Below are 21,848 nucleotides of genomic sequence, written 5' to 3' on the forward strand. Positions count from 1 at the left end.
ACTTTTCACGTTAAAAATATTGATTTTTATGATAATCCCTTAATTTTTTCTCATTTTAAAATAATAATTATGGGTGCTGAACCTGTTTCTGAGGCACAACAATCGGACAATTTTTTTGAAAAAACGAGAGGAATGACCATTGTTTTTTGCCATTCCTCTCATTTTTATTTATTGTTTGAACGGTAACGTTGCTCTCAAACCAGTTTGATTGAATTTTTTTATTTTCTATCAGACAAACAGACTAAAGATATTTTACTTCATATATTTTTCAAGTAATGACTTGATTCATAGAACTTACTGAGCAACCAGCCTACTTCCTATTTATGATACGGTTCCCCTTTCATAATCCGAAAACCACGATAAATTTGTTCAACTAATACCAAACGCATTAACTGATGTGGATAAGTTAAGCGGCCAAAAGAAATTTGTTGGTTACTTCGCTGAAGGACTGAATCACTGAGACCTAAGGAGCCACCAATGACAAAGGTTAGATTACTTTTGCCACTAATCCCTAATTGTTCAATTTCTTTTGAAAATTCTTCACTAGATAATTGTTTGCCATTAATGGCTAAAACAAAGACGTATTCGTTGTCATTAATTTTCCCCAAAATACGTTGGCCTTCTTTTTCTTTGACTTGAAGCATTTCAGCGTCACTGAGTTTTTCTGGGGCTTTTTCATCTGGTACTTCAATGATTTCCATCTTGGCATAGCTATTTAAACGTTTCAGATATTCATTAATGCCTTGAATCAGGTATTTTTCTTTCAGTTTTCCGACTGTTACTAGTTTAATTTTCACCTATTCCACTACTTTCTCGTTTTCTCTTCTTTCTTATTTTAGCACGAAGTTTGGCTACTTTCCACAACGTTTCCACATACTTATACACATATACACAGAGTTATCCACAGAACAAACTAAAAAATTACTTTATTTAACAGCTTTTTCAATACAAACACATATTCGCCACTGATTTGTCCACATTATCCACATTCTGTGGATAACTTTTCTGAAAACTGTACACAGAGTTATTCCCGATTTGTTCACATTTTTCTGTGTATAACTTTTTCATTCGTATTTTTTCTGTAATTTTTCCCTAAGTTGTTCATAAAAAATTCAAAGCTATTCGATAGACTAAAGGAGTAGGAAACAGATATACTTAATATAGAAAATTCAGATGCACTTATTGGGAGGTTATTTTATGCAACGAAAAGATGTTACACCTAATTCAGATAAAAAAAGTTTATTGCAAAAATTTGGGATTGGTTTAGCTGGCGGCTTACTTGGTGGCGCCCTTATTCTAGGAGGCGCTTATTCTGGGATTATTCCCACACCCAACGGCGGAAATAATGCGGCGACGACGACATCCACTAATCACGGCGACACAAAAGTCAGCAATGTAAGTTACAATGTGTCTAGCGATGTCACAAAAGCCGTGAAAAAAGTTCAAAATTCTGTGGTTTCTGTCATTAATATGCAAAGTGCTAGCAACAATTCTTCGGCAGATGATCCTTTTGGGGGATTGTTCGGTGGGAATGAAGGTACTCAAGACTCTTCCGGCAACAATGGTAACGATTTAGAAGCAGCCAGTGAAGGTAGTGGGGTTATTTATAAGAAAGATGGTAAAACGGCTTATGTCGTGACAAATAACCACGTCGTAGATAAAGCGCAAGGATTGGAAGTTGTTTTATCTGATGGTACCAAAGTGAAAGGCGAATTAGTCGGAACCGATGCTTACACGGATTTAGCCGTGATTAAAATTTCTTCCGACAAAGTTGATCAAGTCGCTGAGTTTGGAAATTCTAGTAAAATCACAGTCGGTGAGCCTGCTATTGCAATTGGTTCCCCTCTAGGCTCTGATTATGCTAACTCTGTCACACAAGGAATCATCTCTTCTGTGAATAGAAATATTACCAATAAAAACGAGTCTGGTGAAACCATCAATATTAATGCCATTCAAACCGATGCTGCCATCAATCCAGGAAACTCTGGTGGTCCACTAATCAATATTCAAGGACAAGTCATTGGAATTAACTCAGTAAAAATTGTGCAATCAACTAGTCAAGTGAGCGTTGAAGGGATGGGCTTTGCCATTCCAAGTAATGACGTAGTCAACATTATCAACCAATTAGAAAAAGATGGTAAAGTGACGCGGCCAGCTCTCGGGATTACGATGTCTGATTTAACAGGTATCTCTTCACAACAACAAGAACAAATTTTAAAAATTCCAGCTTCTGTAAAAACTGGCGTAGTGGTTCGTGGTGTTGAAGCAGCGACCCCTGCTGAAAAGGCTGGATTGGAAAAATACGATGTTATCACGAAAGTTGACGGCCAAGACGTAAGCTCTACTACAGATTTACAAAGCGCGCTTTACAAGAAAAAAGTTGGCGACAAAATGGAAGTGACTTATTATCGTGGTTCTAAAGAAATGAAAGCAACTATCGATTTAACCATTGATAAATCAGCTTTAACACAACAAAATAATCGCAGCAATCAATAAAAGAAAGAAACGACCTGTTGTTCAAACAACAGGTCGTTTCTTTCTTTTATTCTCCTACCGCAAATGCAGAACCAACTTCTGCATCAAAAGGCAATTCTAAGATTCCTTTTTTAGCTGGTGCATTTGGTAAACGTAATTCTTTTGCTGAACAAATCATTCCAAAACTTTCTTCACCACGTAAAACCCCTGGCCAAATCATTAAACCATCAGGCATCATTGCGCCTGGTTTGGCCACAACTACTTTTTGTCCTGCTTTGATGTTCGGTGCGCCACAAACAATTTGTAAGATTTCGCCGTTGTCTACTTCTGTTTGTGTGATAGATAAATGATCTGAATCTGGGTGTTTTTTACATGATTTGACAAAGCCAACCACAATTTTAGGGGTGTCGTCTTTTTCAAGGGTTTCTGAAAATCCCGCATCTTTAATCGCTGTATTGACTTTTTCGATTTGTTCGTCTGTTAAAGTCACTTGGCCGGTGCCATTAATGTCACCTAGAAGCGCTGAAGCATTGAAAATATTCCAAGCTACCACTGTTTCTGGCGCCTCAACTAAACTTACACGTGCCACATCGCCGACACGTTTTACTTGGTTTTCCGCACCTTGATCGTCCGCAACGATGACAAGTAAGACATCGCCAACGTGTTCTTTGTTATATGCAAAAATCATTTCTGTTCCTCCTCTGTCGTTTTCCTGTCTTATCTTATCAAAAATTGACCCCTTGTGCATACTTTTTTGTCGAAAAACTAAAAGACTTGGAAAATATGTCGCTACGACTTATTCTCCAAGTCCTCAATTTTGAGTGACAAGCCGCTGATCCTTTGAAAAAACAAAAGAAACGTAGGGTCAACTCTCTATTCAATCAATAACTTTTTTTGCTTATTTTTCTTCAGAGTGAACAATTAAGACATCGCAAGGGGCTTGACGAATAATGTAGCTACTGACGCTTCCCATGACCACACGTTCGACTGCGTTTAATCCTGATTGTCCCACCATAATTAAATCAACATTGTATTTTTCAGGTAATTCATGACTCATGACTTCTTTGGGTGAACCAAACATGGTAACTGTTTCAACATTATGAAAATCAACGCTTTCAGCATACTTTTTACAATCGGCCATTAATTCTTCCGCAGCGGCTGTTTCTTGATCAATTAATTGATCATTTAACGTCGAATACCCCATCATTGTATACACTTGATTTTCTAAAATATTTGCAACAATGACTCGGCTTCCGTTTCGACGAGCAACCTCAATTGCACGTTCATAAGCTAAATTAGCTTGATCACTACCGTCTACGCCGACAAGAATATTTTTATACATTTGTTCTTCCATTTTCGTCACCTTCCCGATGGAGGCTGATCTAAAAGGCTTCTTTGACTAAGAATCTAGAGTCAAAAATGAATTTAGGACCCTTGCGCAGAACGCCCTTTTGTCCAGCTGATTCTCTCTTAATTTAATGGTTCCTCTGGTTCATGAAAATTAGCCTAAGCTAGTTAAAAATGCACTGATTTCTTCTTTTGTTTTTCGATCTTTATTTACTAAGCGTCCTAACTCTTGACCGTTTTCAATTACGACAAAACTCGGAATACCAAAAATATTCCACTCGGCAGCCACGTCAATAAACTGATCACGGTCGACTTCGATAAATTGAAACGCTGGAAATGCTTCTTCAATTTCAGGCATGACTGGTTTAATGAAACGACAGTCTCCGCACCAATCAGCAGTAAAGAAGAAAACATTTTTACCTTTTTCAACATAAGTTGCTAGTTCTTCTAATGAATTGGGATAAATCATTTAAACATCCTCTACTTTCCGTAAACAATTGTATTAACTGTTGATTTATCCAAGCCACGTAATGCTTGTAACAACATTTCCCGCGCTGCTTCATAATCCGCAATACTAAACATTGTTTGATGCGTATGGATGTAACGACCACAAACGCCGATGACTGTACTTGGTACACCATTATTAGTTGTGTGCGCTGCCCCAGCATCCGTTCCGCCTTTAGAAACAAAATATTGATACGGAATATTGTGTGTCGCTGCTGTATCCAATAAATATTCACGCAAGCGAGGCAATGTGATTAAACCTGGGTCGAAAATCCGTAATAACGTTCCTTCACCTAAATGACCATATGTCCCTTTTTTCGTGTGAATATCATCTGCCGCTGAACAATCCACCGCAAAGAAGATATCTGGATTAAATTTATGAACAGATGGTTTAGAACCACGTAAACCGACTTCTTCTTGTACGTTTGCTCCAGCAATTAATGTGTGGCCTAATTCTTCATTTTGTAACGTTTCCAATGCATCTAATACCAACGTACAACCATAGCGGTTATCCCATGATTTACTGATAATATTTTTGCCATTAGCTGTTTTAATCGTTTCTGTTTGTGGAACAATGGAATCCCCTGGACGAACGCCAAAGCTTTTAGCTTCTTCTTTTGAAGAGAATCCTGCATCAAATAACACATCAGAGACTTCTAATTGTTTTTGACCACTCGTACCACGCAACAAGTGTGGCGGAATAGATGAAGAAATACATGGATAGTTCCCTTTACTTGTTTTTAACGTAAAACGTTGTGCTGAAACAACATAGGGATTCCAGCCACCTAAAGGAACCACTTGGAATAAACCATTATCGTTAATTTGAGTTAACATGAAGCCAACTTCGTCCATGTGGGCTGCTACCATTACGCGTGGCGCTGCTTCCACTTTTGAACGTTTAATCCCAAAAATACCACCTAAACCATCATATTGAACATCGTCCACTAACGGGGTGATATGTTCTTTCATGTACGCGCGAATGTCGTCTTCAAATCCGCTGGTTCCTTGTAATTCAGTTAATTCCTTGATTCGTTGAAATGTTTTTTCTTCCATAGATGTATGTCCTATTGCTTTTGATTTGTTGGAAATTACGCCAACCAAGCGTCACTTTTTCTCTAAAAAGTCACTTTATCCTGTCGATAAAAATAGGTACTCCTTTCATATGATTTCACTCTTATTATAACGCAAATACTAGAAAATGCACATCGCTTTCTCTTTTTAAACGTGACAATGAGAATGCCCTAAAAGAATGATTGAAAAACTTTTTTTATTTCTCAGCGGCCCCTTCTCTATGGTAAAATAAGAGTGATACTGACAAAAGTAATAGTAAGCAGAAACCGACCAAGGGAGGTCATACAAATGAACGAAGAAAATGAGTTGACATACTTTAAAGGCGGCTTAGCGCTAGGCGTTGGTCTTGGTTTAGTAGGAGGCATTGCCTCAACCTTGTTCTACCATAAGAAAAAAACAATCTCCGCTGATCTCGTCTTAGAAAATGTAAAAGCTGCTTTTTTAAAAGAAGGACCGATTGAAGGTTCGTGGATTGAGTTTGAGAAAAAGCCCTTGCGGAAATTCGCCATCCACTCCAAAACGTATACTGGAGGAATTTGCCGCATTGAAGACGACGGCATTGTTCAATACGAATTCACTGCAGATGCCTACACAGGAACTGTCATTGACATCCAACGATTAAAAGATTAAAAAGATTGTTACAAAAGCACTTATTTGCTTTTGTAACAATCTTTTTTTCTTCTCATTTGTTTTTTGTAAAAGGGATGTTTATTTTATGTCAAAAAAATCAAATCAATGATGAATAAATACTCAAAAATCGAATGTTTTCTGCATGGAAATCACCTCAAATCTTTACTTATCAACGTTTGTCCACTTTTTTCATAAAAAAGATTAGACATTTTTTAAAAATTGATAAAAGAATAATCATTTCTAACGATTTTTTAATTTCTCCTTTTCATTTTTACATTATACTGAGAGTATTGCTAAAAATGAAAAGGAGCGTGTCAAATGAAGAAATCTGTTTTATTTACTTCATTACTTGTATTATCAAGCTTAGCTTTAGCGGCCTGCGGCGGTGGCAGTGACGATAAAGGAGCTAGCAACGGCGGCAGCAACAACCAAGTATACACAATGGTTGAATCCCAAGAAATGCCTAGTGCCGATCCGTCCCTTGCGACAGATGAAGTGAGTTTTACCACTTTAAATAATGTCTACGAAGGAATCTATCGTTTAGATAAAGACAACAAACCCGCGCCTGCTGGTGCAGCCGAAAAAGCGACTGTTTCAGAAGACGGTTTAGTTTACAAAGTTAAATTACGTGAAGAATCAAAATGGTCTGATGGCAAACCAGTTACTGCTGCAGATTACGTTTACGGTTGGCAACGAACAGTGGATCCTGCCACTGCTTCAGAATATGCCTACATGTTTGAACCAGTAAAAAATGCTGAAAAAATTTCTAAAGGGGAACTACCTAAAGAAGAATTGGGCATTAAAGCAATCAATGATCATGAATTAGAAATCACTCTAGAAACAGCAACACCATATTTTGACGATTTATTGGCTTTCCCTTCTTTCTTGCCGCAACGTCAAGATATCGTTGAACGTTTTGGTAAAGATTATACAAAGAGTAGCGATAAAGCAGTCTACAATGGTCCCTTTACGCTAACTGAGTTTGATGGTCCCGGAACAGATACTAAATGGTCTCTAACTAAAAATGAAGAATATTGGGACAAAGAGACGGTCAAGTTAGATAAAGTCGCTATCAACGTGGTGAAAGAAGCCCCAACTGCCTTAAATCTTTATGAAACTGGTGAAGTGGATGATACGTATTTATCTGGCGAACTGGCTCAACAAATGCAAAACTCGCCTGACTTGGTCCAATTAAAAGCCGCTTCTTCTTTCTATTTAGAAATGAATCAAGCAGATGAAAAATCACCATTGACTAATGCAAACTTACGTCGTGCTATGTCTTATGCCATCGATCGCGATTCATTAGCTAAAAATATTTTAGCTAATGGCTCTCTTCCTTCACAAGGCTTCGTTCCTGTGGATGTCGCGAAATCACCAAAAACGGGTGAAGACTTTGTTAAAGAAGCCGGCAGCGACAAATTAGTCAAATACGACAAGAAAAAAGCTGTGGAATACTGGAACAAAGCGAAACAAGAACTTGGTGTTTCCAACTTAACGGTTGATTTAATGGTAGACGACTCTGAAGGCGCTAAAAAAATGGGCGAATATCTTCAAGGATCACTATCTGATACTTTGGAAGGCTTAAAAGTAACTGTGACGCCTGTCCCTATGGCTGTTCGCTTAGATCGTACCTTAAAAGGGGATTTCCAAATCGCTGTTCGTGGTTGGAGTGCCGACTATTCAGACCCAATTAACTTCTTAGATTTATTAGAAAGCTCAACTTCTAATAACCGTGGACGTTACAGCAATCCTGAATACGATAAATTCATTGCTGCGTCCAAAACCACAGATGTTAACGATCCTGAAAAACGCTGGGAAGATCTAATCAACGCTGAAAAAACAGTAATTGCTGATATGGGTGTTGTGCCAATTTACCAAAAAGCAGAATCACACTTACGTGCACCAAACGTGAAAGAAATTATTTATCATCCAACAGGTGCTAAATACGACTTCAAGTGGGCGTATAAAGAATAATCACTCGATTAAATTTAGAAAAAGATTTGGAACAATAGCGATTTTGGCTATTGTTCCAAATCTTTTTTATATAATCCCGATTAAAGAACCTAACAACCCAAAAATCACAGTAAAAATAATTAAAGCAATCGGCGTGCGTCCTTTTTTCAACATAATAAAACAAAACAGCGTAAACACTAAAGGTAATAAATTGGGCATGATTGTATCAAACAATTGTGTTTGAAGGTCTAACTTAGTGTCTTTCAAGCGAAAAACAAAAGTTGTCGTTAATTGTACACTCTTCGGAATCAACGCGCCCACCACGGAAATTCCTACAATTGTTGCTGAACGAGATAATTTTTTAGTACTTTCGCTTAAAACTGAAATTGCTTTGACACCCATTTTATAACCTAGATTAATTAACCCAATTTTGGCAGCCATATACGGAATATTAAATAACAACAAGAAAACAATTGGTCCTAAGATATTGCCTTCTAATGATAGTTGTGAACCAATCGCTGCTGCAATCGGCAAAACGGTTAAATAAAATAGCGCATCCCCAATTCCGCCTAACGGGCCCATCAACGCTGTTTTAATCGCTTGAATGGATTTTGGTGATTCTTTTGACTCTTCCATTGCAATAATCACACCATGCATGAACGTCACTAATTGTGGATTCGTGTTCATAAATTGTAAATGATTTTCCAAAGAAAGAGCTAAGTCTTCTTTATCACGATGAATCTTTTTCAATCCTGGAATTAATGAGTAGGTCCAGCCGCCTGCTTGCATTCTTTCATAATTAAATGAAGATTGTAGCAGATACGAACGGAACATTATTTTTTTTAACTCTTTTTTTGTTATTACTTTTTCGGATATCGTATCATTATATGTTTCTTCAGATGCCATCTTCTTCAAACCCTCCATTATTATTTGATGCAGTGACTGTATTATTTCTTTGTGCGTAAAATTCATATAAAGCAATTGCGACAGCTAAACCTGCAACCGCTAATGTATCTAATCCTAAATAGGCAGCCATAACAAACCCAAAAATAAAGAACGGTACGTAGGATGTTTCCCACATCGTTTTTAATAACATGGCGAAACCTACTGCTGGCATCATACCACCTGCAACGCTCAAGCCATGAATACTCCATTCGGGTAGAATAGAAATGAAACTAGATGCTTTATCAGCACCAAAGAAAATACATAAAAATACTACAAAAAAATAACAAATGAATAAAACGATTGGTAAAAAACTAGACATTCTTTCGATGCCTCTTGTATCTGCTTTTTTTGCATAAGCATCAAATTTATGCATAATTGGTGACATCGCTGTATATAACAAGGTAATTAACGCTTGCGCTGCAACTGCGAAAGGAACAGCCAACCCTACGGTCACTTGTGGATCAGATTTTGTGATAATTGCTAACGCTGTTCCAATAACTCCCCCAATTACTACGTTGGGTGGTTGCGCACCGCCGATTGCTACTGCACCAATCCAAACTAACTCTAGCGTTGCTCCAGTGATTAACCCTGTGTTGACATCTCCCAATATTAAACCAACAATCAGCCCTGTAACAATCGGACGATGAATATGTGTCTGTAAGACAAGCTTATCGACCCCTGCTATCCCAGCCCAAATTCCTACCAAAATTGCCTGTACTAACATTTTTTTCCTCCTATTAGACTTCGTCTACTTTTTATAAACTGTTTCACCATTTACTAAGGTTTCTAGCACTTCGTATTTCTCATCAATAATTGTAAAATTACCTAAAAGCCCTAGTTTGATTTCTCCCATAGATTCGTTCACATTCAACAAACGAGCTGGATTTTTCGTGACTGAATTAATAGCAATCACTTCTGGAAGTAATGCTTTTTCAACAAGGTTGCGAACCATATTATTTAAATGGTTCGTACTTCCAGCTAACTTGCCATTCGCTAAACGGACCACATTTTGTTCATCAATAACCATTTCAATCCCTTTTTCTGGTTTTGGATAAACGCCTGGTTGACACCCTTTGGCCCAGATAGAATCTGTCACAGCAATTAAATAGTCCTTGCCTTTTAGTTTGGCTAACACACGTACTAATGAATAATCAACATGTACCCCATCAGCAATAATTTCAGCAAACGTTTCCTCACTATCCAAAGCAGCAACTACTGCGGTTGGTTTCCGGTGACTGATATCTTCCATTCCATTAAACGTATGGGTAAAACTTTTTGCACCTGCTTCGACAGCTGCCATTGCTTGTTCATAGGTTGCAGCCGTATGGCCAATTGAAATGACTACATCATGTTCATGACAATATGTAGTCAAGGCATTCTCTACATCATTTTCTGGTGCCAACGTCATTAATTTTATGTGCCCTTTTGCCAACTCTTGCCATTTTTTAAATGTCTCAACGGATGGTTTTACTAATAACTCTGGATTATGAGAGCCACGAAATTCTTCAGAAATCATTGGTCCTTCCGCATGAATCCCTAAGATTTGTGCTCCGTTGGTTCCTTGGTCTTCCTCAATAAATGAACCAATCACTTCAAATGAATGTTCCAAGTCTTTTGGAAATGTTGTTGACGTTGTTGGTAAAAAAGCTGTAATCCCTTCTTCTGGAAGGTAAGCTTGCCACTCTTTGATAAATTCATGATTGGCATGATTGGCATCCCCACCATGCCAACCATGATCATGAATATCAATAAATCCTGGAAGAATGCGCTTTTCTCCGTATTCTTTGTCGACAGCTTTTTCATTGTACGGTAGAATTGCAACAATTCGTTGTTCTGACACTTCAACTTGAGCTGGTTGAAATTGTTCGTTAATCCATACGTTTTTACTTTGAATAATCATTCTTCCCACTTCTTCTCTTCAAAATTATTGTCCAACATTACTTTTTTATGAAAATAATGCATCTAAACTTTCTTCTGGCGTTGACGGTACACGTTGAATCGAAAGTTTAACACCTAATTCTTGTAGCTTTTTAAAGGCGTCTACATCTGTTTTATTAACGGCAACAGCGGTAGCTACTTGTTTTTTGCCTTCTTCCATATGCATATTACCAATGTTTAATTTTTCAATTGGCACACCACCGTCTACCAAGCGCAATGCATCAACAGGATTATCAACTAACAGAAAAATCTTTTGTCTTTCTGAGGCTTTATGAATGACCTCAATCGTTTTCTTAATGGAAAAAAAACGGGTTTGTACTTCTGCAGGGGCCGCCATGTTTAACAATTGTTGGCGCATTGTATCCTCAGAAATTGCATCATTTGCGACTAAAATTAAGTTGGCGCCTAAAGAACCGTTCCATTGTGTTGCGACTTGACCATGAATCAAGCGATTATCAATTCTTGTTAATAAAATATTCGGCATAGTGCTTCCTCCTCTTTTCTAATTGGTTAAATTCCGTCTGCTTCTTCTTGAGTATTTGCTTGTGGTTGTTCTAGTTTTTTATGAACAATCCCATCTCTGGCTGAATCTGTGACCATTGAAACAAAATCTTCTACGTTCGTGCTGATTGTGCGTAATGCAAATCCTTCAAGAACCATCGGTAAATTTGTTCCTGCTAACACTTCAACATTTTGATAATTACTTGCGACAGTCATTGAAATTCTAAACGGTGTACCCCCTAAAAGATCAGTTAAAATGACCACTGCTGGACACGTCTCCAGCATAGAGTCAACGGCTTTACGAATGTTTGACTCTAATACATCAAGCCCTGTATCATTGAAAAAAGGGACCGCCTGAATATTTGGTTGTTCTCCTGCAATCATACTAACTGATTGATGCATTCCAGTTGAAAATACTCCATGTCCCGTTAAAATAAGACCTATCATTTATTCTTTCTCCCCTAACTATTTACTGAGCTTACTATTTAATTGGATAAGCAGAACTTATTCCTCAAAGAGTGTAACAATTCTTGTAACAATTGAGTATGCTTTCCCATGATTTTGGACGATGATTTCTATTTAAGAACATGTCCCTATACAGATACAAGGCGTCCCAACTTAAATATGCTTTTGAAAAAATGCTCGATTACAACCGTTAACCCAAACGAGCCAACAAATGTACCCATATACAACACAAGAATAACCAAGCTGACTGGTTGATTGGTTAAAAACGGATGGACCAGTTTCAAGACCAATTGAAAAACAAAAACATTCGCTAAATAACTACGATACGCATAAGTGGCTATCCATTTAACCATTGGTAAAAGACGAATCTTTTTGGCTATTCCTTGTGTTCCCAAATAAAAAACCAACCCGATAATCAGTAAACTATAGGCACTTTGAAGAAGCTCCAAATAAGGTAGATCGTTCGGTGTCATCTGTGTTCCATCAAATAAATTCCCTTGGACTGCCTGCCAAAAAATAAAAAGAAATAACAAAAATAGCGCCACCCTCGTCTTTTTTAAGAAAGTAAAAATTGCCCCCTGATACTTCGCTGCGATGACCCCGAAAATACCATAAATGAGATAACTAAGCCCTGAACGATCTATTAAGTACCAAAGAGAAGTTTCTGCATATGGAAAAATCATTTTCTGGTACCAGAAGCACCAAAGGATATGCGCACCGATTGTAAAAAAGACAATTGGTAAAATCACTTTTTTGTTTTTTGTAATTCTGGTTGCCAACCAAATAAAATACGGCATAAATAATTGGAATTGCAACATCATTACGGCATACCATAGATGTGCCGCGCCATCACCACTGAGAACTTTTCCTAGAAATCCTAGGGGCGTTTCATAGGGCATTCGTTGTTGTAAACTAGGAAAAGCGTATAGATAGAGACTGGACCAGACCACATAAGGAAGCACCAATTCATAAAATTTTTCCTTTAAAAATTCAAGATACGATTCAGCTTGACTCTTTAACACCATGTTGTAAATAATTGCAAAAATAAACATGGGTGCCGAATATTTAGACATTCGGTAAAAACTACCGATTGAATTCATTGCTTCCGTTTGCGGAGAATGTGTCAACACATATGATAAAACCGTTTGTAAAATAACTGATGCTACAGCGAAAACTTTTAAAAAATCGCTGATATTCAGATTTATTGGTTGTTCTTTACTCATGTACGTCCTCTTTCTTTCAATAATTTAGCGTGTAAGTAAGCGCTCGGATTAAGAACTTACTCACACGCTATTCACGCTTCTTTGATTTACATTGCTAGCGATTCATAATTGGCTAACAAGATGCCGCGTTCTTCAATCGCTTCTTTGACTTCTTGGGACGTTAATATTTCCACTTCACGAATTCGAGGCATACAATACCCTGATTGCTTTTGTAAAATAGTATCGATAAACGCAGGATGACAATTGATTTCAAAGACCTCTCCTTCACTACAAACAACCATATCAAGCAATTGCAAGATGGTTTCAGTTGAAATCGCCTTGTCATAAAATTGGTACAACATTTCATCTGGCGTGCGAACATCCTGATATAACTCTAAATAGTCTTTTGTTTCAATACTTCTTGAAGCGTTACGTAAAGGTAATTGATATTTGCGAGCAAGTGCCAAAGCCACACCTAATAACTTTTCATTTTTTCCATGAACGTTATGATGAGAATCAATATGATCAGGGCGTCTACCACTTTTCATAAATGAAATAATTTGAGCATCCCATTCGTTATAAACCTCTTCTAAATTGACTTTTTCTTCAAAAATCGATTGATGCCAAAAATAACCAGCTTCATCTACTAAGGAAGTAACCATTTCTCGAGGTAAAATAGGTTTTGCTTGGTTCAATGTCAATGTTAAATGGACACCGATAGCTAAAGTCGGTGCACTGATTCGAGCACTCTCCATGGCCTCTAAAAAATAAGGAGAAGTTGGTAATGCAGTTGTTGAAGTAACCACGCCACGTTTGTGTGCTTCAATGATTCCTTGCGTTACCGCTGGCGTGTAACCAAAATCATCAGCGTTGATAATTAATTTTTTATTGCTCATTTTTCCCCACTCTCTCTTCTGTTTCATGAATTTTTAGTTGTTTCTCTAATTGATTGTAGCTAAGTAGCGCCTTTTTTTATAGCTAGTTTTCTGATTGAGTGCTATAATCTACAAATAAGACCATGTCCCTAAAAAAGGACATTACGTTCACAAACGACAGGAGGGATCAGCATGCTGTTTTTAACCTATGATCCACAATTAAATCCAACAGAATTAGAGATTTACAAGTATATTAGCCACAATATTGAAAAAGTTCCTTATATGACAATTCGAGAATTAGCAGATGAAATTCATTTCAGTAAAACGGCAATCTGGCGTTTTTGTCAAAAATTCGAGTGTGAAGGCTATACAGATTTTAAATTTAAATTGAAGAATTATCTAAGCGAACGAAAAAAAACAGCCCAACCAAAATCTTTAGATGAAACAATGCTGATTCATTTTTTACAACGCTCATCAGAAGAATTATTAGAAGGACGGATTGTTCAAGCCGCGGAATTGCTGGCAAAAAAAGAATTTGTTCTTTTTATTGGCGAAGGAACGTCCAAAGTCCTAGCTGAATTTGGTGAAATTTATTTTTCCAGTATCTATAATTTATCTGCTTCTGTATCCCACCTTTTTTCCCATCCCGTTAGCAAATTATCCGAAGAAACGGCTAAAAAAGTGGGTGTTATCGCCTTATCAGTTTCGGGTGAAACACAAAAAGTCCGGCAAAATATTGATTATTTTATCGAAATGGGGATTGATGTAATTGCTATTACAAATAGTGAAAAAAGTACGATTGCTCAACTTTCAACAGTCACGATCCCCTACTATATAACAACCGAGAAAAGTTCCATTGCAGACGTAACGTCCCAACTACCTGCACTATTCTTAATAGAAAAGTTGGCGAAAACTGTTTCAACGATGTTAAATGAGTGTCCATAATCACTGCAAAAAAAGGAAGGAACTAGCCATTCGTTTTGCTAGTTCCTTCCTTTTTAATTCTTCTATACTTATTTATACTGACACGTTTCTAAATGATCATTCACCAATCCCGCCGCCTGTAAAAAGGAATAGACTGTCGTGGCACCTAAAAATTTAAATCCTCGTTTTTTTAACGCTCGACTAATCTGTTGCGATAATTCCGTGGAGGCTGGAACCTCTTCTGGGTGCTGCCAGTGATTAACGATTGGTTGCTGATCGATAAAGTTCCAGAGGTAGCGATCAAAGGAGCCAAATTCTGCCTGAATTTCTTGAAAAACTTGCGCATTCGTAATGGTCGCTTGAATTTTTAAACGATGACGAATCACACCAGGATTTGCTAGTAAAGCTAAAATTTTTTCCTCATCATATCGCGCAATTTTCCGATAATCAAACGCATCATAAGCTGCTCTAAGCGTTTCTCGTTTATTCAAAATAATCGCCCAGCTTAAGCCTGCTTGCATACTTTCCAAGGTCAATAACTCAAATAACTGTTGCTCTTCATGAACTGGACGTCCCCATTCATCATCATGATAGGCTTGCATCTCTTCAGTTGTATCCGTTGCCCAAGTACATCGCTCCATTGTCCTGCCTCCTTTTATTTGCTAAGAAAGATGCGAACAAAGGGTACTGCCTGTTGTTCCACACCTTTTCTTATTCCTAATAAAATGCCCAGAAGTTTAACGCTTCATTCATCACTTCTTCGGCTGTAAATGTCCGTTTTGAATGGCCCTTTTCTTCTGAATCGTTTGGATCATTAATCCAGAAATCGCCTTTTTCATCCACACCACTCATCACCATAATGTGACCAGTTGTAGTGAAATAGCCCGGTTTTACAGAAATAATGACTGGATGACCTTCCTTCAAGAAAGCTGCCACTGTTTCAATATCCCCAATTTCTTGACAGTTATAGCCTTTCATTTCAGCATATGCACTAAAAATAGACCACGCCGTCCCTTGCCCTTCCATAAAGAAGTCATTTTTTGCCCAAGCTAACACATCCAGAGGGGTAACTTCTTGGTGATCCATGTATGAACCAACCATTGCAAGCGATACAATCGCACAGCCATTAATTTCGATTGTATTCGGCTTATCCACATTGCCAAATCCGTATGCGGTGTCTTTCCATTTAGCATCTGTCTGCAATTCTAACGGCAAATCCAGATGTCCATCATATTGCTTCTTTTCAATTTCTTGATTGACCTGTTGTCCATAGCTTAAAGGTTTGACTTTTTTCTCAATTTTAACTGGTGCTGGTTCTTTTGTTTTACTTGATTCAGCACTAGCTTTGACATATGAATCATCAAACCAACTTGAAAACCCACCTGATTTCATCGGCGAAAACTGCGCTAACAACCCGCCAAAGCCAAACGATACCAACAACACCGTGAGAACTTTTTTTTGGTAACCTGATGGTTTTTTTGACATACTATTCATCCTTTTCTATCTATTGACTACATCCGATAATCTTATGTATTTCTTATATGCTCACACATTATACTACTTTCTTTTTCGAAAAACAGAAACGTTGGTAAATTCTCATAATTATTGAAGGCGAACATATTTTCTTGAATTTTATCACAAAATTAGGTAAAATACAGGTAATTAGTCATTTGAGTTTTATTCTATTTTATTCGTAAAGGAGGCAGAAGAATGGATCAACATAAAGCTACCATCAAGAGCATTTCTAAACTGATTACGCTCTCTTCCCAACATTTCTTTTCGGCATTTTTAGAAGATTCTCAAGATCAAAAGAATAAAGAAAAGGAACGCAGTGCGCTTTTACAAGAGCTCCAAGTCGCTGCCGCCCAAAAATCCTTAGTGGTCTTACAATTGAAAGAAGTCCCTACAGCGCATAAATTCGAAACGGTGATCGGCTGGATTGTCTCAAAAAATATTTCGGACAATATCGTTGTTCGTTTACAAACGGATGAACAACAGTTGCGCATGATTCCTGTTGCTTCTGTCATGAAAGTCAGCACGTTAGCCAATCGTCACCAACGTCAAATTCACTAGAATATTGAAGTCTTTATAAAATAAATGGAAACCACCAACCCTGGCGATTGCAGGTTGGTGGTTTCTTTTATTTATGACTTTAGTCAAAATCCCATGAAACTTCTGACTTAGGACTCAACTTATTTCTTAGGAACAAATAATTGCGGTGCTACTTTTGCCAATAAGCCTAGAACTAGACTTACATATAAACAATTGACGACGGTACTTGTACCGTTTAGAACAAAGGAATAGAGATATGGGCTCATTCCTTCTGGTGCATACATGCCCCAAACCAATACACCCGCCCAAAAATGCCAAAACCAGCGGGCGAAGACTGCGACAACACTTCCTAAAATAATCGTACGAATGGCTGATTTTAAACGATTCGCTTGAAAATACAGTTGAATTTTTCTAGCGAATACGCCACCCATTCCTCCAAACGCAAAAGCAAAGGGATATTCAAAAATAATCTGCGGAACGGACAAGAAATTTTTCATGGCTGTACCGAGAATAATATTTAACATGCCCCAAACAAAGCCTGCTGCAACTCCAGGAAGCAACCCACGACGAAACGAATAAAGAACTAATGGGACCATTCCCAACGATAGGTCCAAGCCACTATTGGCAAATTCAATCGGTAAAAAAGAGAGGGCCATTGCCATTGCTGCGACGACTGTTCCTTCTACCCAAATACGTAAATCCATTTTTCTAGCCAAACAAATTTCCTCCTATGTTCTGACGCTCTCAACCACTAATACATCGTTATTTTACCATAGGGACTTTAGAAAAACACGTTTGTCGAACAAGCAAAAAAATAGCTGATCAGCATTTAAGGGAATCAACTCCTACTCAAACGCATGCCAGCTACTTTTTATCCATTAATCGTCCCGCTCAGTTGTCAAAATTTTACCAGAATGAGCATCGATTTTTACCTCTATTTTTTGTTGGCCCTCTTTCACTTTCACTTCCCAATAGGTGATTCCTAATTCTTTCTCTAACTTCCAATCTGTTGCCTGGCCGACTTTCGCTTCTTTTTCAGCCAAGGTTGTGGCTTGTTCTCTGGAAATGATATTTGTTAAATCAAGTGCCTCTTCTTGCATTTTAACGCCATTTTGTTCATCGGCATCCAAGGTTTCGACTTTTTCTTTTGTGAATTCGCCTGTTTCTGCGTTCACTTCAACTTGATATTCTTTTTGCTGATCCACGCCTTCTATTTCATAAAAATAACGTCCAAAATCTGTATCTAACTGCAGACTTGTTATTTTAGCTTCTGGATATTTTTTCTCAAATGCTGTCGTTACTTTTTCTAAAGAGACAGCCACCGCACTTGTCTTCTCTGATGTCGTCGTTGCTTCTTGTTGTACGGATGAACTTGTTTCACTAGTTGATATTGCTGTTTCTTTTTGTTCATTTGTTGATGAAACAGCAGTAGGCGTTTTGGGTGTACAGCCAGCTACCAAAAAGAGTGCCAAGCCAGTCATAGAGCCATAGAGTATTTTTTTCATTAAACAACCTTCTTTCCTTTTTATCATTTTATTATACTTGATTTCTCATCCAAATCATAGCTACAAAAAAAGCCCTACTTTAGTTGATAAAGTTAGAGCTCTCTCAGCCTTCATGGGCCAACATAAAAATTTCACCGAAATCATTCTCTTGTTCAATGTGCCAAATGCGTTTTTCACTATTATAGACAAGCGTTGCCAAAATTTCTTCTTTTTGGTAAGAGGTATTTTTCATCTTGCTAAGTGAATCTTCCACCAAGTAAATAGGAATCCGATATTCTTCTTTATCCACTTCCGTTTGTTGGAAGCAAAAAATAACACCTTCTTGCAAGATACCTTTCATATTTTTAAGTAATTCAGGACTTAATTTTTCGACAGGCGTATTCGTTTAAAGAAGGCCTTTTTCTGGTTGACTTTCTCTAAAACAACACGTGTAATTTTATCAGCAAAGATTCGATAAAATTCATCAATATAACGATAATAGACACGCGTCATCTGATCTGCAAATTCAAAAAAGACAAAATCATTTTGTAGCTTATAAAAGAAAGGCGAATGCAAACTATTCTTCATGTGTCCAAAATAAAGAAGTTCCGAAATTTCTAATGGCGTTAGCTCTTTTAGCATCGTCACATCGGAAAAGTCAATCCATTTAATCTCTTCAGTCATCCAACGACGTTGTAGCGATTGAAAATAGCGATTGACGCTTTCTTCTCCGCGAATAATTTTCAAGCCTGAATGCATATCGTATTCGCCAGCTTCGGCAGAAGGATCTAATAATAGTAAGTTCTGTGGATGATGCACAATTGAACGAACAAAATCGGAATGGGTAATTCCTTTAGATAAAACCGCGTTGCTGGTTACATCTATATGTACATAAATTAAATCAAGCAAATTCCCATCTCCCCTCTACTAGCCTCCTTACCATTTTACAATATTTTCAAAAGAAAAGCTTGTTTCTTTTACTTTAAAATTCCATTACAAAATGAGGATTTTTTTGAAAAATCAATCGATTCAGTTGTTTTTTATTAAATTAAGGTCCGGCCAGCTTACCTATTCCCCAAAGAAAATAAATAGGTTTTTCAAATAAATTGTGGTAAACTTGATACATTAAAAGGAGGGAAAATATGCGCCCAAAAGAGAAAAAAAGAGGAAAAAATTGGTTAATCAACAGTTTATTAGTTTTACTATTTATCATTGGCTTAGCCTTAATTTTTAACAATCAGATACGTAGTTGGGTGGTTCAACAAAATAGCCGCTCGTACGCCGTTAGCAAGTTGAAACCAGCTGATGTGAAGAAAAATATGGCTCGTGAAACAACGTTTGACTTTGATTCAGTTGAGTCCTTGAGCACAGAAGCGGTGATGAAAGCCCAATTTGAAAACAAAAACTTACCTGTGATTGGTGCCATTGCGATACCAAGTGTCGAAATTAATTTGCCCATTTTTAAAGGATTGTCCAATGTCGCTTTATTAACTGGTGCCGGGACCATGAAAGAAGATCAAGTCATGGGGAAAAACAATTATGCCTTGGCTAGTCATCGAACGGAAGATGGCGTTTCCTTATTTTCACCTTTAGAAAGAACCAAAAAAGACGAACTCATTTATATCACTGATTTATCTACTGTTTATACATACAAAATAACTTCTGTAGAAAAAATCGAACCAACCCGTGTTGAGTTAATTGATGACGTTCCTGGTCAAAATATGATTACCTTAATTACCTGTGGCGATTTACAAGCAACGACGCGAATTGCTGTTCAAGGAACATTAGCAGCAACGACGCCTATTAAAGACGCCAACGACGATATGTTAAAGGCTTTCCAATTGGAGCAAAAAACCTTAGCCGATTGGGTGGCTTAATAAAAAAATCCTTGAAAAGTTTTGACACTTTTCAAGGATTTTTTGCTTTATTTCATCACTTGGCGTTCTTGCTGTTTCAGACGAGCAAAACCATAACGAATACCTGCAAATAATAAAACTAACGGAGATAAGAAAACAGAGATCATTAACCATTCACTTGTATACATACTACTAAAAGATAAATGATACGTGACAGCATACACTAGCGGCAGACTCATTATCAACAATAAATAATACAAACTCAATTCAAAAACATAGGATAAATAACTACTGTTCATCTTACTTCCCTCCTGTCTCTTTTTCCCTGAACAATTTGTTAACACTATTGTACCAAGGGGAAACAGAAAGTACTATCGGACTATAGTCCTAATCTTTCAGCTGTGCTTTTATTTTTTTCAACCATTCTGAGGTACCTGCTTCCACTAAGCGGTAAGTTTCCTCAAAATCTCCAGTATAATAAGGATCAGGTACGTCCATGGTTTCTTTACCAGCCACAACTTCCATAAATAAATGAATCCGCGGTTGCTCTTCTTGAGGAGCTAATGCTTTTAAATCGGCCACATTATTCGTATCCATCCCAATGATATAGTCATATTTTTTAAAATCACTTGGCTGGATTTGTGTTGCCCGCATTCCTTGATAGGAAATTCCTTGTTGCTCCAAAATTTTTCTGGTTCCCTTATGTGGCTGACTGCCAACTTCCCAGTGGCTAGTAGCTGCTGAAAACACTTGAATAGTCGATTCTAAACCAGCTTGTTGGACTTTCTGACGAAAAATCGCTTCTGCCATTGGCGAGCGACAAATATTGCCTAAACAAACAAATAACACAGTTACCACAACATTTCACTCCTTCATAAGACTTTTTATCCGTCACACATTACTCATTGGCTTCTTGTTCATACAAATGATAAGCCATAAATTCTGTATCTTTCGCTAAACGGAATAATTGCGTCGCCATTTCCAAAGGAGTCTGAGGATATTCCTCAAGAATCCATTTCGTTAAGACTCCACTACATCCATAGGAAAAGAAATTCGCATAAAATTGTTTGTCTTTATCTGTTAAATGATTCTCAACATCGACTTGTTCAAATAATGATATAAATAAGCGATTGGTCGAAGCGGAAAAAACATTAAGAAGAACTTCTGAATCTGAGGTCACCGTTGTATAGTAGAAATGGCTCTTCTCTTTAATCGCTTTTAATAACTTCAGGGCTTGTTCCTCCCAGTTTTCCAAACAAATATCTGTTTCTAAGTAAATCAATGCATCGTGACGATAAATCCAACGTAATAAATCATATTTATCTGTAAAGTGATAATAAAATGTTTGACGATTCAAGCCCACTTTTTTGGTAATATCTTGGACACTTATTTTACGAAAATCCTTTTGTTCACATAATTCTATTAAAGCTGAAGCGATTGCTTGTTTTGTATCGTGCGTTCCGCTCATGCTGATTCCTCCGCTCCTAATATGTATATACCTCTATAATTGCAAAAAAACGGCCAGATTACAATATTTTCAGATACATTTTATGCATATATTTAAAATTAAATGAATAAAAAAAGCGGCAACTAACGATTTTTGTTAGTTACCACTCCTTGTTATCA

Annotated in this window: 25 protein-coding genes and 1 pseudogene; 6 read left to right on the forward strand and 20 right to left on the reverse strand. The window is 37.4% G+C overall.

Features of this window, described 5'->3' with window-relative positions:
• Positions 1-317 precede the first annotated feature (317 nt).
• A complete protein-coding gene (gene rlmH / locus PYW42_RS12780) occupies positions 318-797 on the reverse strand; it encodes a 23S rRNA (pseudouridine(1915)-N(3))-methyltransferase RlmH (RefSeq protein WP_002355021.1) in 480 nt (159 codons plus the stop codon).
• A 400-nt stretch (positions 798-1,197) separates the two neighbouring features.
• On the opposite strand from rlmH, the gene PYW42_RS12785 reads away from it, so the two are divergent.
• Complete coding sequence (locus tag PYW42_RS12785; RefSeq protein ID WP_010709051.1) at positions 1,198-2,496, forward strand: S1C family serine protease; 1,299 nt, start codon at positions 1,198-1,200, stop codon at positions 2,494-2,496.
• A gap of 46 nt (positions 2,497-2,542) precedes the next feature.
• On the opposite strand, the gene ytpR is transcribed toward PYW42_RS12785, so the two are convergent.
• The 4 genes from ytpR to pepA form a co-directional block, all read right to left on the reverse strand.
• Positions 2,543-3,163 carry a YtpR family tRNA-binding protein gene (gene ytpR, locus PYW42_RS12790; protein WP_002361057.1) on the reverse strand — a complete coding sequence of 207 codons (621 nt, stop codon included), beginning with the start codon at positions 3,161-3,163 and terminating at the stop codon, positions 2,543-2,545.
• A gap of 210 nt (positions 3,164-3,373) precedes the next feature.
• Positions 3,374-3,829: a universal stress protein gene (locus PYW42_RS12795; RefSeq protein ID WP_002385249.1), complete on the reverse strand. Its 456-nt coding sequence runs from the start codon at positions 3,827-3,829 to the stop codon at positions 3,374-3,376.
• 147 nt (positions 3,830-3,976) lie between these two features.
• Complete coding sequence (locus PYW42_RS12800) at positions 3,977-4,291, reverse strand: thioredoxin family protein (protein WP_002355015.1); 315 nt, start codon at positions 4,289-4,291, stop codon at positions 3,977-3,979.
• Between the two features lie 11 nt (positions 4,292-4,302).
• Positions 4,303-5,379 carry a glutamyl aminopeptidase gene (gene pepA, locus PYW42_RS12805; RefSeq protein ID WP_002389404.1) on the reverse strand — a complete coding sequence of 359 codons (1,077 nt, stop codon included), beginning with the start codon at positions 5,377-5,379 and terminating at the stop codon, positions 4,303-4,305.
• Positions 5,380-5,685: 306 nt separating this feature from the next.
• On the opposite strand from pepA, the gene PYW42_RS12810 reads away from it, so the two are divergent.
• Together PYW42_RS12810 and PYW42_RS12815 are read left to right on the forward strand one after the other, a co-directional pair.
• Entirely contained in the window at positions 5,686-6,027 is a 342-nt protein-coding gene (locus PYW42_RS12810; protein WP_002355012.1) for a PepSY domain-containing protein, read from the forward strand.
• Between the two features lie 318 nt (positions 6,028-6,345).
• Complete coding sequence (locus PYW42_RS12815) at positions 6,346-8,001, forward strand: peptide ABC transporter substrate-binding protein (RefSeq protein ID WP_002389392.1); 1,656 nt, start codon at positions 6,346-6,348, stop codon at positions 7,999-8,001.
• 66 nt (positions 8,002-8,067) lie between these two features.
• On the opposite strand, the gene PYW42_RS12820 is transcribed toward PYW42_RS12815, so the two are convergent.
• The 7 genes from PYW42_RS12820 to PYW42_RS12850 form a co-directional block, all read right to left on the reverse strand.
• Positions 8,068-8,904, reverse strand: coding sequence for a PTS system mannose/fructose/sorbose family transporter subunit IID (locus PYW42_RS12820; RefSeq protein ID WP_002396861.1), 837 nt, complete (start codon positions 8,902-8,904; stop codon positions 8,068-8,070).
• Entirely contained in the window at positions 8,876-9,649 is a 774-nt protein-coding gene (gene agaW, locus PYW42_RS12825; RefSeq protein WP_002365326.1) for a PTS N-acetylgalactosamine transporter subunit IIC, read from the reverse strand. The genes PYW42_RS12820 and agaW overlap by 29 nt, the downstream gene beginning before the upstream one ends.
• A gap of 24 nt (positions 9,650-9,673) precedes the next feature.
• Positions 9,674-10,825, reverse strand: a complete 1,152-nt coding sequence (nagA, locus tag PYW42_RS12830; protein WP_002386286.1) for an N-acetylglucosamine-6-phosphate deacetylase — start codon at positions 10,823-10,825, stop codon at positions 9,674-9,676.
• A 45-nt stretch (positions 10,826-10,870) separates the two neighbouring features.
• On the reverse strand, positions 10,871-11,347 hold the full coding sequence (gene agaV, locus PYW42_RS12835; protein ID WP_002389436.1) for a PTS N-acetylgalactosamine transporter subunit IIB: 477 nt from the start codon (positions 11,345-11,347) through the stop codon (positions 10,871-10,873).
• A gap of 26 nt (positions 11,348-11,373) precedes the next feature.
• Positions 11,374-11,811 (reverse strand): PTS sugar transporter subunit IIA, encoded by a 438-nt coding sequence (locus PYW42_RS12840; RefSeq protein WP_002389445.1) that lies wholly within the window; start codon positions 11,809-11,811, stop codon positions 11,374-11,376.
• A 146-nt stretch (positions 11,812-11,957) separates the two neighbouring features.
• The gene (locus tag PYW42_RS12845) at positions 11,958-13,052 is read right to left on the reverse strand and encodes an acyltransferase family protein (RefSeq protein WP_002411426.1); all 1,095 of its coding nucleotides are present in this window, start codon (positions 13,050-13,052) and stop codon (positions 11,958-11,960) included.
• A gap of 86 nt (positions 13,053-13,138) precedes the next feature.
• Entirely contained in the window at positions 13,139-13,954 is an 816-nt protein-coding gene (locus PYW42_RS12850; RefSeq protein WP_002411425.1) for a carbohydrate deacetylase, read from the reverse strand.
• A gap of 144 nt (positions 13,955-14,098) precedes the next feature.
• On the opposite strand from PYW42_RS12850, the gene PYW42_RS12855 reads away from it, so the two are divergent.
• Positions 14,099-14,851, forward strand: coding sequence for a MurR/RpiR family transcriptional regulator (locus PYW42_RS12855; RefSeq protein WP_002365331.1), 753 nt, complete (start codon positions 14,099-14,101; stop codon positions 14,849-14,851).
• A gap of 68 nt (positions 14,852-14,919) precedes the next feature.
• On the opposite strand, the gene PYW42_RS12860 is transcribed toward PYW42_RS12855, so the two are convergent.
• Positions 14,920-15,471, reverse strand: coding sequence for a DNA-3-methyladenine glycosylase I (locus tag PYW42_RS12860; protein ID WP_002389459.1), 552 nt, complete (start codon positions 15,469-15,471; stop codon positions 14,920-14,922).
• Between the two features lie 76 nt (positions 15,472-15,547).
• Complete coding sequence (locus PYW42_RS12865; RefSeq protein WP_002372856.1) at positions 15,548-16,324, reverse strand: peptidase C39 family protein; 777 nt, start codon at positions 16,322-16,324, stop codon at positions 15,548-15,550.
• Between the two features lie 216 nt (positions 16,325-16,540).
• Between PYW42_RS12865 and PYW42_RS12870 the strand changes: the two genes are divergently transcribed.
• Positions 16,541-16,903, forward strand: coding sequence for a hypothetical protein (locus tag PYW42_RS12870; protein ID WP_002354999.1), 363 nt, complete (start codon positions 16,541-16,543; stop codon positions 16,901-16,903).
• A gap of 119 nt (positions 16,904-17,022) precedes the next feature.
• On the opposite strand, the gene thiT is transcribed toward PYW42_RS12870, so the two are convergent.
• The 3 genes and pseudogenes from thiT to PYW42_RS12885 form a co-directional block, all read right to left on the reverse strand.
• A complete protein-coding gene (gene thiT / locus PYW42_RS12875; RefSeq protein ID WP_002354998.1) occupies positions 17,023-17,598 on the reverse strand; it encodes an energy-coupled thiamine transporter ThiT in 576 nt (191 codons plus the stop codon).
• A 162-nt stretch (positions 17,599-17,760) separates the two neighbouring features.
• Positions 17,761-18,414 (reverse strand): PepSY domain-containing protein, encoded by a 654-nt coding sequence (locus PYW42_RS12880; protein WP_002411424.1) that lies wholly within the window; start codon positions 18,412-18,414, stop codon positions 17,761-17,763.
• A gap of 76 nt (positions 18,415-18,490) precedes the next feature.
• Positions 18,491-19,275, reverse strand: a pseudogene (locus PYW42_RS12885) (hypothetical protein).
• Positions 19,276-19,508: 233 nt separating this feature from the next.
• On the opposite strand from PYW42_RS12885, the gene PYW42_RS12890 reads away from it, so the two are divergent.
• Positions 19,509-20,243 carry a class A sortase gene (locus PYW42_RS12890; protein WP_002354994.1) on the forward strand — a complete coding sequence of 245 codons (735 nt, stop codon included), beginning with the start codon at positions 19,509-19,511 and terminating at the stop codon, positions 20,241-20,243.
• A gap of 47 nt (positions 20,244-20,290) precedes the next feature.
• Here the strand turns inward: PYW42_RS12890 and PYW42_RS12895 are convergent, their stop codons facing one another.
• From PYW42_RS12895 to PYW42_RS12905, 3 genes are all read right to left on the reverse strand, one after another.
• The gene (locus PYW42_RS12895; protein ID WP_002385239.1) at positions 20,291-20,521 is read right to left on the reverse strand and encodes a hypothetical protein; all 231 of its coding nucleotides are present in this window, start codon (positions 20,519-20,521) and stop codon (positions 20,291-20,293) included.
• A gap of 88 nt (positions 20,522-20,609) precedes the next feature.
• Positions 20,610-21,080: a low molecular weight protein-tyrosine-phosphatase gene (locus PYW42_RS12900; protein ID WP_002387365.1), complete on the reverse strand. Its 471-nt coding sequence runs from the start codon at positions 21,078-21,080 to the stop codon at positions 20,610-20,612.
• Between the two features lie 40 nt (positions 21,081-21,120).
• Positions 21,121-21,690, reverse strand: a complete 570-nt coding sequence (locus tag PYW42_RS12905) for a TetR/AcrR family transcriptional regulator (RefSeq protein ID WP_002354991.1) — start codon at positions 21,688-21,690, stop codon at positions 21,121-21,123.
• Between the last annotated feature and the right edge of the window lie 158 nt (positions 21,691-21,848).

It is taken from the genome of Enterococcus faecalis (genome assembly GCF_029024925.1).
In the GTDB taxonomy this organism is placed as follows: Bacteria; Bacillota; Bacilli; order Lactobacillales; family Enterococcaceae; genus Enterococcus; species Enterococcus faecalis.